The 14,110-nt window shown below is 68.5% G+C and carries 14 protein-coding genes; 5 read left to right on the top strand and 9 right to left on the bottom strand.

The features are described 5' to 3' along the window. Window positions 1-2: 2 nt before the first annotated feature. A complete protein-coding gene (glmS, locus tag HMUK_RS14445) occupies window positions 3-443 on the bottom strand; it encodes a methylaspartate mutase subunit S (RefSeq protein WP_015763927.1) in 441 nt (146 codons plus the stop codon). 121 nt (window positions 444-564) lie between these two features. On the opposite strand from glmS, the gene mct reads away from it, so the two are divergent. Then, on the top strand, window positions 565-1,755 hold the full coding sequence (mct, locus tag HMUK_RS14440; protein ID WP_015763926.1) for a succinyl-CoA:mesaconate CoA-transferase: 1,191 nt from the start codon (window positions 565-567) through the stop codon (window positions 1,753-1,755). A 30-nt stretch (window positions 1,756-1,785) separates the two neighbouring features. Here the strand turns inward: mct and HMUK_RS14435 are convergent, their stop codons facing one another. The 3 genes from HMUK_RS14435 to HMUK_RS14425 all read right to left on the bottom strand — a co-directional run bounded on the left by HMUK_RS14435 (window position 1,786) and on the right by HMUK_RS14425 (window position 6,486). Then, window positions 1,786-2,130 (bottom strand): DUF5658 family protein, encoded by a 345-nt coding sequence (locus tag HMUK_RS14435; protein WP_015763925.1) that lies wholly within the window; start codon window positions 2,128-2,130, stop codon window positions 1,786-1,788. 91 nt (window positions 2,131-2,221) lie between these two features. Next, entirely contained in the window at window positions 2,222-4,219 is a 1,998-nt protein-coding gene (locus HMUK_RS14430; RefSeq protein WP_015763924.1) for an NHL repeat-containing protein, read from the bottom strand. A gap of 68 nt (window positions 4,220-4,287) precedes the next feature. Next, window positions 4,288-6,486 carry a PAS domain-containing protein gene (locus HMUK_RS14425; protein WP_015763923.1) on the bottom strand — a complete coding sequence of 733 codons (2,199 nt, stop codon included), beginning with the start codon at window positions 6,484-6,486 and terminating at the stop codon, window positions 4,288-4,290. Between the two features lie 163 nt (window positions 6,487-6,649). Here HMUK_RS14425 and HMUK_RS14420 point away from each other — a divergent pair, with 163 nt between their 5' ends. Together HMUK_RS14420 and HMUK_RS14415 are read left to right on the top strand one after the other, a co-directional pair. Continuing rightward, window positions 6,650-9,073 (top strand): ATP-dependent DNA helicase, encoded by a 2,424-nt coding sequence (locus HMUK_RS14420; RefSeq protein ID WP_015763922.1) that lies wholly within the window; start codon window positions 6,650-6,652, stop codon window positions 9,071-9,073. A gap of 43 nt (window positions 9,074-9,116) precedes the next feature. Then, complete coding sequence (locus HMUK_RS14415) at window positions 9,117-9,563, top strand: DUF6653 family protein (RefSeq protein WP_015763921.1); 447 nt, start codon at window positions 9,117-9,119, stop codon at window positions 9,561-9,563. Between the two features lie 21 nt (window positions 9,564-9,584). Here HMUK_RS14415 and HMUK_RS14410 read toward each other — a convergent pair whose 3' ends face one another. Further along, complete coding sequence (locus tag HMUK_RS14410) at window positions 9,585-10,169, bottom strand: hypothetical protein (protein ID WP_015763920.1); 585 nt, start codon at window positions 10,167-10,169, stop codon at window positions 9,585-9,587. Next, window positions 10,166-10,870 (bottom strand): DsbA family protein, encoded by a 705-nt coding sequence (locus tag HMUK_RS14405; protein WP_015763919.1) that lies wholly within the window; start codon window positions 10,868-10,870, stop codon window positions 10,166-10,168. The genes HMUK_RS14410 and HMUK_RS14405 overlap by 4 nt, the downstream gene beginning before the upstream one ends. A gap of 131 nt (window positions 10,871-11,001) precedes the next feature. On the opposite strand from HMUK_RS14405, the gene HMUK_RS17680 reads away from it, so the two are divergent. Together HMUK_RS17680 and HMUK_RS14400 are read left to right on the top strand one after the other, a co-directional pair. After that, window positions 11,002-11,157 carry a DUF7563 family protein gene (locus tag HMUK_RS17680; protein ID WP_015763918.1) on the top strand — a complete coding sequence of 52 codons (156 nt, stop codon included), beginning with the start codon at window positions 11,002-11,004 and terminating at the stop codon, window positions 11,155-11,157. 95 nt (window positions 11,158-11,252) lie between these two features. Then, window positions 11,253-12,272, top strand: coding sequence for an ArsA family ATPase (locus HMUK_RS14400; protein ID WP_015763917.1), 1,020 nt, complete (start codon window positions 11,253-11,255; stop codon window positions 12,270-12,272). Here the strand turns inward: HMUK_RS14400 and HMUK_RS14395 are convergent. From HMUK_RS14395 to HMUK_RS14385, 3 genes are read right to left on the bottom strand one after another with little or no spacing between them, the layout of a single operon-like run. Continuing rightward, a complete protein-coding gene (locus HMUK_RS14395; RefSeq protein ID WP_015763916.1) occupies window positions 12,269-12,886 on the bottom strand; it encodes a DJ-1/PfpI family protein in 618 nt (205 codons plus the stop codon). The two genes, HMUK_RS14400 and HMUK_RS14395, sit on opposite strands and share 4 nt — an antisense overlap. A 40-nt stretch (window positions 12,887-12,926) precedes the next feature. Continuing rightward, complete coding sequence (locus HMUK_RS14390; protein WP_015763915.1) at window positions 12,927-13,745, bottom strand: SDR family oxidoreductase; 819 nt, start codon at window positions 13,743-13,745, stop codon at window positions 12,927-12,929. Window positions 13,746-13,782: 37 nt separating this feature from the next. Then, on the bottom strand, window positions 13,783-14,073 hold the full coding sequence (locus tag HMUK_RS14385) for a hypothetical protein (protein ID WP_126967064.1): 291 nt from the start codon (window positions 14,071-14,073) through the stop codon (window positions 13,783-13,785). Between the last annotated feature and the right edge of the window lie 37 nt (window positions 14,074-14,110).

Below are 14,110 nucleotides of genomic sequence, written 5' to 3'. Positions count from 1 at the left end.
GGTCAGCTGTCGACCCTCGCTCGCTCGGCCTCGCGGGCCGTCAGCTGGAGGTCCTGGCGCAGCGCCGCGATCGCCTCCTGTGGGTCGGTCTCCGCGTCGAAGACGCGGTCGAAACCCATCTCGCGGAAGCGCTCGCGGGTCTGCTCGAACTCGTCTTGACCGACCGCGAGGTTGCCGCCGACGTAGGTGCACACGTCGAGGCCGGCGTCTGCGATCCGGTCGTGAAAGCCCTCACAGTCCTGCCGGGCGTGGCCGTACAGGGACGAGACCAGTACCGCCTCGGCGTCGTGGGACTGTGCCGCGTCGACGAAGTCCGCCTGCGAGGTCTTGACGCCGAGATTGACGACGTCGAAGCCTGCGGCCGACAGCGCCTGTTCGAGAATCGTGATACCGACGACGTGAGCGTCGGAGCCGATGACGCCGAGGATGACCGTCCGGGGCATGTGATAGTGCAGACGAGGCTCCCCACAATAAATGTAATGATCTTTCATGATAATACGTCCTTAAGGAATACATAATGATTAATCACAAAGATTCATGGCCGTGCCGACCGAGCCACGACGCATGGGTGCCCTCTCGGACCTTCGGGTCCTGGACCTGACACAGGTGTTGGCCGGCCCGTACTGCACGATGTTGCTCGCGGACATGGGCGCGGACGTGGTAAAGATCGAGCGCCCCGGCGGGGACCTGATCCGGTCGAACCCCCCGTACCTCGAAAGCGAGGACGAGCCCTACGGCGGCTACTTCCAGAGCGTCAACCGCGGCAAGCGATCGCTGGAACTGGACTTCGGCGACGAGGCCGACCGCGAGGCGTTTCTCTCGCTGGTCGAGCGCGCGGACGTCGTCGTCGAGAACTTCAAGGCCGGAACGATGGAACGGTTCGATCTGGGCTACGAGCGGCTCCGCGAGCGCAATCCGTCGCTGGTCTACTCTTCGATTCGTGGCTTCGGCGACCCGCGGACCGGCGAGACGCACCGCCAGGGCCAGCCATCGTTCGACCTCATCGCCCAGGCGCTGGGCGGGGTCATGGAGATCACCGGCCCCGAAGACGGACCGCCGACGAAGGTCGGCCCCGGCGTCGGCGACCTCTTTACCGCGGCGCTCAACGCCGTCGGCATCCTCGCGGCCGTCCACCACCGCGAGCGAACCGGCGAGGGACAGTACGTCGACACGGCGATGTACGACGCCATGCTCTCGCTGTGTGAGCGGACGATCTACCAGTACTCCTACGACGGCCACGCGCCCACTCGACGGGGCAACTCACACCCCACGCTGTTCCCCTACGACGCCTTCGAAGCGGCCGACGGCCACGTCGTGATCGCCGCCTTCTCGGACGGGCACTGGCGGACGCTCTGTGAGACGATGGACCGCCCGGATCTGGCGGCCGACTATCCCGACGCCGCCAGCCGACGCGACGCACGGGACGCGCTTCGGGCCGCTATCGCCGACTGGACGCGCGACCGCGAGACGAGCGCCGTCGTCGACGCCCTCGACGGCCGCGTCCCCGCCGCGCCGGTCCAGAACACTGCAGACGTCTTCGAAGACCCACACGTCGCGGCCCGCGAGATGCTGGCGACGGTCGACCAGCCCGGCACCGACGAGCGGGTGACGATCGCCGGCAGCCCGATCAAGATGACCGAGACCGATCCGCGACCGCGTGGCCGCGCGCCACTGCTCGACGAACACCGCGACGAGATACTCGAAACCGCCGGCAGCGAGTCAGAAGACGGTCGGCGAGCCGGGAGCGACGATTGACCGGCGTCACGTCCTCGCCGACCGCCAGCGTCACGAGAACGCTCCGGTGAGCAACATTCCGGTGTTCCAGGCGGTGACGACGACGCCCACCAGCGCGAGCGTCGCGGGGACGGTCGTCGAGTACGGGTGGGGCAACGCTCGCCACACGAGGTAGGTCCCGACGAAGAACGCCGCTTTGATCGGGAGCAAGACGGCGACGCCGTACCGTTCGACGAGCGGTGCGACGACGGGATTGGCCTCGGTCGAGGTGCCAAGCGTCAGGCCGACCCCGGTCGTGAGGAGGTCGCCGACTCCGAAGAAGACCAGTGCCAGCAGCCACAGGCCGGCGGGCGGTTCGAGTACGTCGAGGGGGGGACTGCCGGTCGCGGTGTCCATCTCGACGGCAGAGAGACGCCGATCCCGGATAGTTACGTGTCAGTTACCTGTCCGAAGCGGTCGGTTACCCGACGACGAGTTGCCTGCGAGGTCACGCCGGGGGCGTCCAGTGGTACCGGTAGGCGACGCCGAGCACGGAATCGGGAACGACCAGTTCGACGCCGTCCTCGCGCCCGCTCGCCGACAGCAGGGACGGCATCCAGAGGTCGCCCCGGCCGCGGTCACCGCCGAAGGCCTGCATCGCGTCCACGAACGCCAGCGCTTCGTCCTCGTCTGCGTCGGTCTCGCTGTAGGCCTTGATCGCGCGATCGACCAGATCGACGACGAAGACGTATCCGTCGGCGGCGGCGACGCTCTGGGGTAACAGGAATCGATCGCCGTCGGTGCCGTAGCCGGCCCCGCCGTAGACGTGCCACCCGTCGTCGTCGCGGTACTGGAGTCGGTTGTTGTTCCGGTCGGTGACGTAGGTCGCGCGCTCGCCGACGGCCACGTCGCTGGGGTTCCAGAACTCGCCGGGGTCGTGCCCGAAGCGACCGTCGTCGGCCTCGTAGTCGAGTTCACCGGTCGTCCGGTCGAAGGTCCACCGGAGCAGCCGGCCGTTGAAGGAGTCGACCGCGAGCAGGCGGGTCCGGTCGCCGTCGATCTCGTCGGTCGCCAGCCCTCGGGGCAGCTTGCAGTTGTTCCCCCAGATGCCCCAGGTGGCGGCCGACGTGACGTGTTCGATCCGAACTCCTTCCCGGCAGTCGAGCCGGTAGACGGCGATCTGTGGCTCGTCGTTGTCCGTGTCGTAGGTCAGCGAGTAGTCGGCCGCGAAGAGATATCCCCGGCCGGGCTCGACCGACCAGAACGCCGTTCCGACCGGGAAACGGTTGTGCGAGAGCGGTCGCTGGACCAGTGGTCCGCCGCCGTCGGCGTCGGTCACCTGGAGCCGAGCGTTGTCGGCGTCGACGACGAGCAGTCGCTCGCCGCCCACCGTGGGGACGCCGACGGCCGCGCTGGCGAAGGACAGCCGCTCGGGCGCGGTGTGGTCGCCGCCGACGCCGGCCAGCCGTCGCTTCGACTCGGAGATGGTCCCCAGCTCGTAGGCGGCGACGGTGTGGTCCATCGCCTCGGTGATCAGGACCCGCTCGGTCGTGTCGTCGGTCGCGGTGCCGTCCGGCGAGTCGTAGGGGGCGACCTGCATCGGCGACCCGAACCGCCGGTCGTCTAAGCTCGGCGCGATCGTCGAGGGGACTTCGCTCGTGTGCCCCCGCGCGGTGTCGTACATGTGGACGAAGCCACCGCCTACGTCCGGCACGGCGACGCGCTCGTCGTCCCCGCTGCCAAGCACGGAGACGCCCCGCGGCGTGACGTACGACTGCGGAACGATCGGCAGCCCCGTCTCCTCGAAGGGGACGCCAACGCCGGCCCGGTCACAGCGAAGGACCGTCGCGAAGTACGAGGGGAACGCGCCGGTCCGGCGCAACACGCCCTCTCCCGTGTTCGCGATCAGGAGGTTCCCCGCGGTGTCGACGGCCAACCCCTGTGGCCAGTACAGCGGGAGCGCACCGGCGAACTCGGAGTCGACCGACCGGATCGTGTCGACGAGCGCCCCCTCGTCGTCGAAGACCGCGATCCGCGAACGGAGGTCGTCGCCGTCGTGGTAGAACTCGTCGGCGACGAACACCCGGAGCCCGTCGTCGTACTCGTAGACTGCGATGCCGTTGGGGTGAAAGCGCTCCCCGTCGTCCGGCCGGAAGGTGTCGACGGCGACGACCGCCGGCCGTCGACCGTCGTACTCGTAGGACAACCGCTGGACCCGGCCGTTGGCCAGATCCGTCACGAACAGCGCCCGATCGCTCGGGTGGTGGGCGAGCCGGAAGGGCAGTTCGAACGATCCCGGTTCCGATCCCGGTTCGCCGACGGCCGTCAGATGCTGTTCCAGGGCGCTGTCGAGGACGACGAGCCGACTGTTCGCGGTGTCCGCGACCCACACGTTCCCGCGCGGGTCCTGGCACACGCCGACCGGCGTGGTCAGCTGCGGCGAGTCGTCTGCCCGGTCCCCGTTCGTCTCGTACGCGCCGACGGTCGCCTGGTGGCGGAACGGCATTCGTATTAGTACAATGGAGAATACCGGTTGTACTTAGTGTTGCTGAATCAATCTGACAACCGTCCGTATCAGTCGGGGCCGCTCTCGGCGTCGCCGTCTAGCTCGATCCTCACGGTCGTCCGGCCGTCGGTGTGGTCGAAGCCCAGCGCCCCACCGGAGCGCTCGACGATCCAGTTGACCAGCCACAGGCCCAGTCCGCTCCCGTGTTCCAGTGGCGTCTCGGATTCCTGATTCAGTGCCTTGCGCTCACACTCCGGCAGACCCGGTCCGCCGTCGACCACCGACAGCGAGACGCCGTCCCGGTCGCGTTCGACCTCGACGCGGGCATCACACGTCGCCAGCGCCTCGCCGTGCTCGACGGCGTTGTCCACGAGGTTCTCGACGGCGACGACCAGGTTCGGGTGGGCACGCACCGACAGTGACGACGACCCGTCGGTCTCGATAACTGCGTCGGGGTGCTCGTCTCGGACGGCCGTGACGGCGCGGTCGACGACCTGCTCGACGCACTGGGTCGTCCGGACCGCCTCGCTGTCGAGCACCGACTCGATCGCTCTGGCCTTCCTCGCGGTTTCTTCGAGTCGCCTGCCGCGTTCCAGCACTGTGCCGGCCAGCTCCCGGCTCGGTCCGTCCAGTTCCTCCATCACGACCTCGGTGTTGCCCATGATGATCGACAGCTCCGAGCGGAGGTTGTGTCGCAACACGCGAGCGAAGACCTGTCGCAGGAGATCCAGCTCCTCGCGGCGACGCTCGCGTTCGGTGATGTCTCGGAGCGTGCCGACCGAGCCGACGAACTCCCCGTCGTCTTCGATCACGCCGACGGTCACCTCGTAGAGACGCTGGGTCCCGTTGGCGTCGGCCAGCCAGCTCTCGAAGCTCTCGAAGGTCCGGCTCTCGTCCCCGAGAATCGACTTGAGCGCCCTGTCGCCGCGCTCGCCGCCGGCCTCCGGGAGCAGTTCGTTGATCCGCTCGCCGACGACGGCGTCCTTCTCTCGGCCGAAGAACGACGCCATCGGTTCGTTGAGCAGTTCGATCCGGCCCTCGTCGTCGAGGACGTACATCGGATCACCGGCGCTCTCGACGAGCGTCTGGTACTGTTCCAGTGCCCGCTCGCGCTCCTTGCGTTCCGTGATGTCCCGGACGACACCCATCAGCCCGGCGTAACTCCCGTCTTCGGACGGCAACAGCGTGTAGTGGATCGACACCTCCAGACGGTTGCCTTCCCGGTCGAGGAAAGTCATGTCGACGGTGGCGCTCTCCTCGTCGGTGCGTTCGAGGTGGCGCAGCGTCTGCTGGCCCTTCTCTAGCTCGCCCTCCGCCAGCGTCTTCGAGGCGTGCCGGCCGATGATCTCGGTCCGCTCGTAGCCCAGCATCTCGGCGAACGACTCGTTGCAGAAGTCGATCACGCCGTTCTCGTCCAGCGTGTAGAGCCCGTCCTGTGCCTGCTCGACCAGCAGGTCCAGCAGCTCCAGTCGCGCCTCGCGCTGTACCTGTGGAGTCACGTCGCGAAACACTTCGAGGCGCAACGAGCCGACGCTGTCTGGCAGCTCGTGTGCAGAGTGGCTGAAGTGGCGTGTCTCGTCGTCTGCCGGCACTTCCACGACGGTCTCGCTCGTCGCGTCGACCCCTCGCTGGGCTCTGGTCACGGTCCGTATGGCGCTCGGTCTGTCGCCCAGCAGCGCCACGAGTCGCTCGTAGAAGCCACCCGAGTCCGCCGCGGCGTCGACGGGGAAGACCGTCTCGAACGGATCGCTGGCCCAGCAGATCGTCCCGTCGGGCTCGACGAGGAACTGGTGTCCCTCGCAGGCGGCGTCGTCGTCGACCCGCGCGAGCGCCTGTGCCAGGGCGTACTCGCTCTTCTCTTCTCGCTCGCTGACGAGGCCGACGACCTTCTCGATCAGGAACGGGGCGGTGTCGTCCGGATCGCCTCTGTCGACCAGCGTGTCGACGACGGCGAGCAGTTCGTCGGACACGTTCGCCGGGTCCGTCTCGGTGTAGAGGACGACGGGTAACGCCTCGATCTGGCGCACCTGTTCGTGGGTGTGCTCGCTCAGCGAGCCGTCGATCACGACGCAGTCGATGGTCCTGGCTTCGGCCACCGTCCGGATCCGTCGGTGGTCGGTCGTCCACGCGACCGAGATCGGGGCGTCGACGTCCTTGGCCGCTTCGCTGATCGCCCCGGACGACGATCTGTCTCCGATACACAGCACGTCGATCCGTCCGTCGAGCGTTTCCCCACCCTCGCTTCGCGTCGACCGCTCGTGCCCCATTCTTTCTGTCACCCTCGCATCCCTAAGTACTACCGTAGCGTCCTTGCAACAGTATAAAGATTCGTGTACTACTGGAAATCTGTCACACGAACGAAACCGGCGGGTCCTCCTCGGCGCGGGAAGATCCGGACGTTCAAACGGAGGGGCGACGAAGGCCGACGTGATGGGTGACTCGGCGGTCGACGGACGTGGCTGGGAGGAGTACTTCGCGTTCGACGAGCCGTACGCGAACCAGGGCGACGCCATCGAGCGCGCGATCGAGGCCGGCGAGGCGCGGGGATACCTCGCGATGGAGGGCCCCTGTGGCACTGGCAAGACGATGGCGGCCCTGACGGCCGGCGCACAGCTGCTCGACGCCGGCCACTACGAGCGGATCGTCGTCGTGACGCCGGTCAAGCAGCAACTCCAGCAGTTCGTCACGGACCTCCGCGCGATGAACGCCGGACTGGACGAGCCACTGAACGGCATCTCACTGGTCGGCAAGCGCGACCTCTGTCCGTACGGGCGCGAAGATATCTTTCCCGACGACAGCTCCGTCCACGACCGCTGTGAAGACCTGCGAGAGAACACGGCACGGCTCGTCGAGGCCGAGGGCGACGGCACCGACCACGCGCCGGCCAGCGCCGCCGTCGAGGCGGAACTCGGCGACGACGAGCAGTGGTGGGACCCACAGATCGCCAGCGACCTCGCGGCGGCGGCCCGACCGGACGCCCGCGACCAGCAGCGCTTGGGCGAGGGGACGCTGGGGACCGCCGGTGCCGACTCCCCGTATCGACCGAGCCAGCCCGCTGCCCCGGAATCGATCGCCGACGGCGACGATCCGCCGCTGTACTGTCCGTTCGAGGCCGACTGGTACGCTCGCAACACCGGCTCGCCGATCGACTTCGGCGTCGGGGAACACAACGTCGTCACGGCCGAGGAGTACCTCCCCGCGTCGGTGGAGTACGGCACCTGTCCACATCGCGCGATGAGCGTCCTGCTGGAGGCTGCCGACGTGGTGATCGGCAACTACAACCACCTGTTCGACCCACAGACCCGTCCGCTCCTCGCCTCGATCCTCGACGAGGACACGTTCGTGGTCGTCGACGAGGCCCACCGGCTCGAAGAGCGCGTCCGCGACCTCCTCTCGGATCGCGTCGGGAGACAGACGCTCACACAGGCCAGAAACGACCTCAACTTCCTGCTCCAGCGGGCTCGTCAGACCGACGACCACCGACAGCAGGTCGAGGAGGTGCTCGCCGCACGCGAGGTCCCGCTGGCGGCCGTCGAGCAGGCCCAGCAGCTCTACGACGACGTACTCGACTGGCTCGACGACCGGGTTCGGACCTACCTCGACGGCGAGTTCGAGGGGTGGCGCACCGACCCCGACCAGCTCCCCCAGCGCGACCACGAGATTCCGCTGCGAGACCCGGAGACCGTCGAACCGGACGCCCTGACCGAGTGGGCCGAACGCGAGGGGTACGACGGCGGCCTGTGGCGCTCGCTCCCGAAGATCGGCGCGGCGGTCGAGGAGGCCATCGACACGCTCGGCCTCTCGCGGACCCCGGTCTGTGCCGCCGTCGGGACGATCGCGGGCCAGTGGTGGGAACGCGACCACGCCGGCTTCCTCAGAGAGATCGAACTGGAACACGCACCCGCCGACGAGCGCCACGTCGACGCCGACTACGAGGTCGCGTACACCGCCGGGCTCCTGTGTTACAACTGTATGCCATCGACGGCGCTTCGCAACGTCTTCGACGACCTGGGCGGGGGCGTCCTGATGAGTGCGACGCTCGAACCGCTGGACGTGTTCCAGCACGTCTCCGGACTCTCATTTCTCCGCGACGGCGGCCCGGACCGGGACCCTCGCTTCGTCACGGCCGCGACCTACGGACTGACCTTTCCCGCGGACAATCGCGCGTCGTATCTCGTGGACTGTCGCCCCTTCACGGCCCGCAACCGCGGCGATCCCGAGACGATGCGACCGCTGGGCGAGGCCTGGAACCCGACCCGCGACGAGTACGCCCACGCCCTCCGATCGCTGGCGCGCTCGCCCGGCAACGTCCTCGTGGCGATGCCGAACTACCGGGAGGCCGCGTGGGCCGGCGCGTACCTCGACGACGCCGTCGACAAGCCGGTCCTCGTCGACGAGTCGTCCAGCAACGACGCGACGAACCGCCTCAAGCAACGCTTCTACGACGGGCCGGGCAAGGTGCTCGTCACCAGCGCACGGGGCACGCTCACCGAGGGCGTCGACTACGACGGCGAGAAGCTCTCGACCTGCGCGGTCGTCGGCATCCCGCTGGTCAACATCGGCTCGCCGCGGGTTCGGGGGGTCAAGCGGGCCTACGGCGACGCCTTCGGCGACGACGTGGCCTTCGAGTACGCCCTGACCGTGCCCGCAGTCCGGCGCGCCCGCCAGGCCATCGGGCGGGTGATCCGCGGGGCCGAGGAGGTCGGCGTTCGGGCGTTCGTCGGCCGGCGCTACTGTCCCGAGGCACGCCACTCCGTCTACGAGTTCCTGCCGGAGAACGAACGCGCGGAGTTCACGCAGTTGACCCCGGAGTTCCTGGCCGACCAGCTCGATCGGTTCTGGGAGCAGGCGTAGCCGCGGGCGAACGGCTTTGTGCTGTCGGCGAGAGAGTGTCGCCATGAGCGATTCGTGTGCGGACCGGCTGGAGGCCGCGTTCTGGCGTCGCCACGCGAACCCCAGGAGCGGCTGGTCGCGCGTTCCCACTGGCCCCGTGATCGTCTACGCGATCTATCGGCGCGACTGGCGGCTGCTCGCGGCGGCGCTGGTCTGGACGGCCGTCAACCCGATCCTGTTCTCGCCGCCCGAGACCGACGACGCCTGGATGACCCGTGCGGTCCTCGCCGAACGGTGGTGGATCGACGACGAGCAGCGCTCGACGATCGGGCTGGACTACCCGAACGTCTGCAACGCCGTCGGTGCCTCGGCGTTCGGGTACGCGCTGTACGCCGCGTGGCGACGCCGCGCGCGGGGAGCCGCGATCGGAACCGCGGTCGGTGTCGCGCTGAAGCTCTGGTGGCTGCGCGTGCTGGTAGCGCGTTACGACGCGCGAGCCCGGCGGAGCTGACGCGGCGATCCCCAAACTACCTCAGATGTCGATCGGACAGCCGTTGATCTGCCCGCCGCGCATCCCGTCGGCCAGCCAGTACGTCGACAGGACGACGACGGCGAGGGCCAGCACGGCGAATTCGAGGCCGTCGAGCGGGAGCCAGAGCAGCGATGTCGAGACGCCGACCAGCGACAGCAGTCCCAGCAGGATCGCCGAGCCACAGGCCGCACAGCCCGCCCCGAGCGCGCCCAACACCGCCCCGAGGACGCTCGTTCCGCCCTGCTGGAGCGAGAGGCCGTGTTCTCGGAAGTGGTAGGCCACCATCGCGACGTTGACGCCCAGCGTGGCCGCGACGACCACGAGCAGGCCGCCCTGCAGCGGCGTGAAGGCGGTGCCGACGAAGGGATAGAGGCTCGCGAGAAGCTCGACTTTCGACACCGTAGAGATGGGCAGCGAGAGCGTGTCGACGACGAGCGAGACGTTCAGCGACAGCGAGAAGGCAGTGAGTCCCGCCACGGCGGCCACGGCAGCGATCGCGGCGTAGGCGGGGATCGTCACGACGAGCCGGGCAGTGCGTCCCATCAGTCGCCAGTCGGCCCGGCGCGTCGGTAGCGAGACCATCATCCCAGAAGGACGTTCTCGAAGACCGTGAAGTCCTGGGCTCCGCTGACCGTCGTCTGGTACTCGCCGTCTCGGAACAGGTAGAACGTCGGCGTCCCCGACGCGCCAGCGGCCTGTCCGGCGTCGTAGTCGGTCTGGACCGCCTGGGCGGCGGCGTCTTCGCTCACCGCTGTGACGACCGCCGATCCGTCCACGTTGGTCGCGTCGTCGAGGTACGAACGGGTGCGATCGAGGACGTTGTCCGTCGAGAACTGCCCCTGCTGGTCGAAGTAGTGAGCCTTTAGATCCCAGACGGCCGCCGGGTCGCGAGCGAACGTCGCCTCCAGCGCCCGCGTCGCCGGGCCGCCCCACTCGTAGACGACGGGATACCCCCGGAAGACGTAGGCCACGTCGCCAGGCGCGAGCAGTTCGGACTCGATCTGTGGAAACGTGTTCCGGTGGAACCGCCGGCAGGTCGGACAGGAGGGGTCCTCGAAGGCGACGATGACGCCCTGCCGGCCCCGGTCACCGAGCGTCGGCTGGTCGTTGATCCCCGTCGCCGACGGGTGATCGAAGTCCACGTCGCTGCTCCCGCTGGTCATCAGCTCCCGGTCGGTCGGAGTGGCGTCGGCGTCAGTGTTGGCGTCACCGCCGACACAGCCCGCCGTCCCGGCCACCAGCCCGGCGGTCCCACCGAGTAGCCGCCGTCGCGTCAGATCGTCCATGGACGGGCGTCGGAGCCGTGGCCTATATCTCTTGGCCGGACGTCCGCTCGGCGCGCACACGGCCTGGCGACTGCCGGCAACAGTGTGGCGATGCGGAAAACATATATGCAATCGTGTGAGTGAAATAATAGATGCCCGAGTGCCAGAACTGCGGAGAGTTCGTAACAGAGCAGTACGTTCGGGTCTTCACGCCCGAAGGACACGACGGGCCACGGGTCTGCCCCTACTGCGAGGACAAGCTTCGTGACGGCGCAGACGTGCGCGAAGCACGCTCCTCTCGGCAGTAGCCCGGTCCGTTTTTCCAGGTCCCCGCGAGTCACAGCCGTCGTTCGAGTCACTACCCAGTCGACAGTCTCAAGGACGGAACGGCGTACCTCCACGTATGAGCGAACTCGACGTCGAGACGGTCGAAGAGATCGACGCGCCGACCGGTGTCGACGCGCCGGACTACGTCCTCTACGGCGGCAAGGGCGGCGTCGGCAAGACCACCTGTGCCGCGGCAACGGCGCTTGCGAGCGCCCGCGACGGCACGGCGACGCTGGTCGTCTCGACCGACCCGGCACACTCCCTGTCAGACACGCTCGGGACCGAGATCCCCGCCGAGCCCGCGCGGATCCGCGAGGACCTCCCGCTGTACGCCGCCGAGATCGACCCGGAGGCCGCCGTCGGGGAGGGACCGCTGGGGATGGACGGCGACCTCGGCGGTCTCGAACAGCTGCTCGGCGGCGAGGACGCGAACCCGCTCGCGGGATCGATGCCGGGATCGGACGAGGCCGCGGCCATGCGACTGCTCTTGCAGTACATGGACGACGACCGCTTCGAGCGCGTGGTCGTCGACACAGCGCCGACCGGCCACACGCTCCGACTGCTGGAACTGCCCGAGGCGATGGACTCGATGCTCGGAAAGCTGCTGACGCTCAAAGATCGCATGTCGGGCATGCTTGAGGGGCTCGGCGGGATGTTCGGCGACGACGCGGACCAAGAGGAGATGGAGCGCGACCTCCAGGCGATGCGCGAGCAGATCGAACAGCTCCGGGCGGTCCTGCGCGACCCCGAGAAGACCGACTTCCGGGTCGTGATGGTGCCCGAAGAGCTCTCGGTGATGGAGTCCGAGCGGCTGCTGGACCGGCTAGAGGCCTTCGGTATCCCGGCCGGAACCCTCGTCGTCAACCGCGTGTTACAGGACCTCGACAGCGTCGTCGACGCGGAACTACCGGGCGACTACGTCGGTCCGAACCACGACGACTGCGAGTTCTGTGCCCGTCGGTGGTCCGTCCAGCAGGACGCGCTGGCCCGCTCTCAGGACCTCTTCCGGGGGCACGAGGTCCGGCGCGTGCCGCTGCTGGCCGAGGAGGTCCAGGGCGAGGAGCTGCTGGAAGTCGTCGCGGCCTGCCTGGACTAGACGCTCTCGCTCCGGTAGATGTCGTCCGAACGGTCGTATTCGAGCGTCGTTCGCACGCGTTCGGCGACGCCCGTGCCCCACTCGCGTTCGACGAGCCACAGCGCGAGATCGATGCCGGCGGTGACGCCGCCGGCAGTGAGCACGTCGCCGTCGTCGACGACGCGCGCGTCGACGACCGTCGCGTCCGTGGCGGCGAGGTCCGACAGCGCGCTGGCGTGGGTCACTGCCGGGCGGCCGTCGAGGAGTCCGGCGCGGGCGAGTACCATCGCACCGGTACAGACTGCGGCGACCGTCGAGCCGGCGGCGTGACAGTCCGCGACGAGGTCCGGGACGACGCCGCGTTCGACGGCCGCTCTGACGCCCCCGTCGGTCCCGCTGGCCCAGCGCCCGCCCGGCACGAGCAGGTAGTCGGGCGGGTCCTCGGCGTCGAGCGTACCGTGTGGCACGATCTCGGTTCCCTTGCTCGCGGTCACGCTCTCGGTCGGCGTCGCGGTCACGAGCGCCACGTCGGCGAGGGCTCCGTCGCTCTCTATCGCTCTCGCCAGCACGTCGTACGGGCCGACGGCGTCGAGCGATTCGACCCCGTCGAACAGGAGTACGGCAGCGTCGGGCATACCGACACGACGTGCCCGAGTCGCAAAAACGCCGGGCCGGTCAGACGAGCTTCCGCAGGACGGCGACCGCCAGGTCCCGCCAGCGACCCGGGAGGTGGCTGGCGAGGGTGGCGACGCGAGCGAACTGGCCGACGGGGTATCGCGGCCGTGGATCGGTGGTCACGGCGGCGTCACGGATCGCGTGTGCGACCGCTTCTGGCGAGACCGACACCGCGTTCTCGCTGACCAGCGCGGTGTCCTCGTAGAGCTCGTAGAGCCACCCGTACGCGCCGGAGGCGTCCGTGTCGGCCATCGCCTCGCCCGCCCGGTCGACGAAGTTCGTCTCCACGGGACCGGGCTCGACCAGGACCACGTCGACGCCGAAGTCGGCGACCTCGGCTCGCAGCGAGTCGCTCATCGCTTCGAGGGCGAACTTCGAGCCGGCGTAGGCTCCGGCCCCCGGCGTCGCGATCCGGCCGTTGACGCTGGAGACGTTGACGATCGTGCCGTCCTCGCGGTCCCGCATGTGAGGCAGGACCGCCCGCGTGAGTCGGTGGGGGCCGTAGACGTTCACGTCGAACTGCTCGTGGAGCTGTGCCGTCGTCACGTCTTCGAGGGGGCCGTACTGGCCGTAGCCCGCGTTGTTGACCAGACAGTCGATGCGTCCCTCGGCCCCGACGACCGTCTCGACGACCCGCTCGCACTCGCGAGCGTTGGTCACGTCGAGTTCGGCCGTCTTCGCACCCGAGTCGGCGAGACCGGCCACGTCGGCCTCGTTCCGGGCCGTCGCCCACACCTGCCAGTCGTCCGCGAGAAACGCCTCGGCCGTCGCCCGCCCGATGCCAGAGGAGGCACCCGTTATCAGCGCCGTCTTCGTCATGTCGGCAGCCTCGCCCCCCTGATAGTTAACCTTCCCGTCACCGGTCGGCCGATCCGTCGGTCGCCGCCGACTCGCGTTCCTCGTGGAGCTGGAGCGCCCGGACGATCACGTACATGAGGACGACGGCGACCCCGACTGCGAGGACGAACTGACCGACGAGAAAGAACAGTACGCTAAGTTCCGGACCCACCAACAGTCCGAGCACGAATGCAGGCAGCGAGACTGCAGCGAACAGGAGGATCAGGTTGGCGATGGGGACCACTTCGGTGACGATCCGATCGTAGTCGAGGCCGCCGTCGGCGGCGAGAAACACTGGTTGGAGGGACACGCCCGGCCCTTCACCAGACCGGTACATTAGTCACGTG

The sequence above is a fragment of the Halomicrobium mukohataei DSM 12286 genome, from assembly GCF_000023965.1.
GTDB lineage: Archaea > Halobacteriota > Halobacteria > Halobacteriales > Haloarculaceae > Halomicrobium > Halomicrobium mukohataei.
Note: the sequence above shows the minus strand (reverse complement) of the source record. Positions and strands in the feature narration are given on the sequence as shown.

What these genes read in the sequence shown, in the direction of transcription:
- glmS (WP_015763927.1), bottom strand. Translation starts at nt 443, where the DNA reads ATGCCCCGGACGGTCATCCTCGGCGTCATCGGCTCCGACGCTCACGTC.
- mct (WP_015763926.1), top strand. Translation starts at nt 565, where the DNA reads ATGGGTGCCCTCTCGGACCTTCGGGTCCTGGACCTGACACAGGTGTTG.
- HMUK_RS14435 (WP_015763925.1), bottom strand. Translation starts at nt 2,130, where the DNA reads ATGGACACCGCGACCGGCAGTCCCCCCCTCGACGTACTCGAACCGCCC.
- HMUK_RS14430 (WP_015763924.1), bottom strand. Translation starts at nt 4,219, where the DNA reads ATGCCGTTCCGCCACCAGGCGACCGTCGGCGCGTACGAGACGAACGGG.
- HMUK_RS14425 (WP_015763923.1), bottom strand. Translation starts at nt 6,486, where the DNA reads ATGGGGCACGAGCGGTCGACGCGAAGCGAGGGTGGGGAAACGCTCGAC.
- HMUK_RS14420 (WP_015763922.1), top strand. Translation starts at nt 6,650, where the DNA reads ATGGGTGACTCGGCGGTCGACGGACGTGGCTGGGAGGAGTACTTCGCG.
- HMUK_RS14415 (WP_015763921.1), top strand. Translation starts at nt 9,117, where the DNA reads ATGAGCGATTCGTGTGCGGACCGGCTGGAGGCCGCGTTCTGGCGTCGC.
- HMUK_RS14410 (WP_015763920.1), bottom strand. Translation starts at nt 10,169, where the DNA reads ATGATGGTCTCGCTACCGACGCGCCGGGCCGACTGGCGACTGATGGGA.
- HMUK_RS14405 (WP_015763919.1), bottom strand. Translation starts at nt 10,870, where the DNA reads ATGGACGATCTGACGCGACGGCGGCTACTCGGTGGGACCGCCGGGCTG.
- HMUK_RS17680 (WP_015763918.1), top strand. Translation starts at nt 11,002, where the DNA reads ATGCCCGAGTGCCAGAACTGCGGAGAGTTCGTAACAGAGCAGTACGTT.
- HMUK_RS14400 (WP_015763917.1), top strand. Translation starts at nt 11,253, where the DNA reads ATGAGCGAACTCGACGTCGAGACGGTCGAAGAGATCGACGCGCCGACC.
- HMUK_RS14395 (WP_015763916.1), bottom strand. Translation starts at nt 12,886, where the DNA reads ATGCCCGACGCTGCCGTACTCCTGTTCGACGGGGTCGAATCGCTCGAC.
- HMUK_RS14390 (WP_015763915.1), bottom strand. Translation starts at nt 13,745, where the DNA reads ATGACGAAGACGGCGCTGATAACGGGTGCCTCCTCTGGCATCGGGCGG.